Origin of the sequence: Ureibacillus terrenus (assembly GCF_006569205.1) — a bacterium.
Taxonomy (GTDB): domain Bacteria; phylum Bacillota; class Bacilli; order Bacillales_A; family Planococcaceae; genus Ureibacillus; species Ureibacillus terrenus.
Genome location: NZ_VIGD01000054.1, coordinates 1 through 1548 on the forward strand (window position 1 = coordinate 1; position 1548 = coordinate 1548).

General features: G+C 38.6%; 3 protein-coding genes. All 3 read right to left on the minus strand.

The window, feature by feature from the left end:
• A partial coding sequence (locus FKZ59_RS14320) for an IS66 family transposase (protein ID WP_246045922.1) occupies window positions 1-989 on the minus strand: 989 nt, incomplete at its 3' end.
• Window positions 990-992: 3 nt separating this feature from the next.
• Window positions 993-1346: an IS66 family insertion sequence element accessory protein TnpB gene (tnpB, locus tag FKZ59_RS14325; protein WP_141603390.1), complete on the minus strand. Its 354-nt coding sequence runs from the start codon at window positions 1344-1346 to the stop codon at window positions 993-995.
• The coding region (locus FKZ59_RS14865) for a hypothetical protein (protein ID WP_220125048.1) at window positions 1336-1548 on the minus strand (213 nt) is incomplete at its 5' end. The genes FKZ59_RS14865 and tnpB, both read right to left, overlap by 11 nt.

Here is a 1548-nt window from a genome sequence, read left to right on the forward strand (position 1 = left end):
TTTTCCACGAAGTCTTTTAAAACTTCCCGACTTCGCGATAACGCACTATGAAACATGACGATGGTCGGCCCTTGAGAAGCAACGCTTCGGAATACCCAGTTATAAGCATTAGACTGAGCCGACTTTCCATCCGAACGGTTGAGTATTTGAGCGTATGTTTCATCAATATGAAGAATTGATTTTTTCATAAGGAGCTCTTTCATACGATGGTAGATTGGATGAAGCCAATCCTCCGCGATTCGAATCACCCAGTTCGATAAATTTTTATCGTTTGTAAGGAGACCATAATGGTTCCATTCCTTTACCTGGCGATATAAAGGTAAATATTGAACAAACTTATCGTAGATGATTTTTGCCAAGACCGTTGGTCCAGCAATACTTCGTTGAATCGCTGGTTGTGGTGCTTTGCCTCGTTTGATTTGTGAATTTTTGCTGAGATCTTTTTTACAATTCCTGCACTCATAAGCGTGTTCGATATGTCGAACACGCTTCACAATAGCCGGTATAAATTTTGCTTCCTCACGAACAATCGTGCTGCCGATCTCTGTCATCTGAGATTGACAACACTCGCATTGTAAGTTTTCAGGGTGATGATGAATTTCTTCAATTTCTAAACCATCCACGAAGAAATCGTTTCGTTTCTTTTTATGTATTTTACGAACAACTGTATAGGTAACAGTGTCCGTGCTTTGTTCTTCTGTGTGCTCAGGTTCGTTAAAAAAAGAGTCATCATCAAATAAAGAACATTGTCCATCTGGAGCTTGGTACTTTGATTTTTCTGATTTTGAGCCATAAAGAAGCTTTGTTAAATAGCGAACTTGTTGTGACAACGATTCAATTTGTTTCAACAGTTCTTCATTTCTCTTATTGGATTGCGCGAGTTGTTCTTCTAATAATTGAATTAATTTTTCATTCGAATCATTGCTCACATCATTCACCACATTTCCGTCCAAATTCAATAATGTCTTGATTATATCACTAGTAATCATTGGTTAAAAGACACCTTTTTTAGATTTTTGTATGGCTTTCGGTTGATGAATTGTGAGTCCTTCAAGTAACCAACGAAGTTGTTGTTGCGTGAGCCGACGAACTTCATTTTTATTTCGTGGCCATTGGAGTTTGCCATTATCCAATCGTTTATAAAGCATAGCGAAGCCATCTCCATCAAAGTATAAACATTTATAACGATCTTTCCTTCGACCGCAAAACAAGAAGATTGCCTCGCTGTATGGATCGAGTTCGAATGAATCCTGAATTAGCGTTGCTAGACCGTCGATTCCTTTTCGCATATCTGTATGACCGCAAATGATATAGATATTTTTGCATTTTGTAAAATCATGAATCATTTCGATTCAACTCCCTGATAACCGCTTGAAGTAATTGAGGTTTGACACCGGGGTAGAAGGAGATTTTACACTGATTGGATTGAATGACGCATATTGGTCTGAGTGGACCACGACTTGCTGGGGATGGAGTTGGATCAGATTTGGACTCTAATTTTACAGGCACGATATTGAGTTTTTCCGTTGTCAAAAAAAGAACACCTCC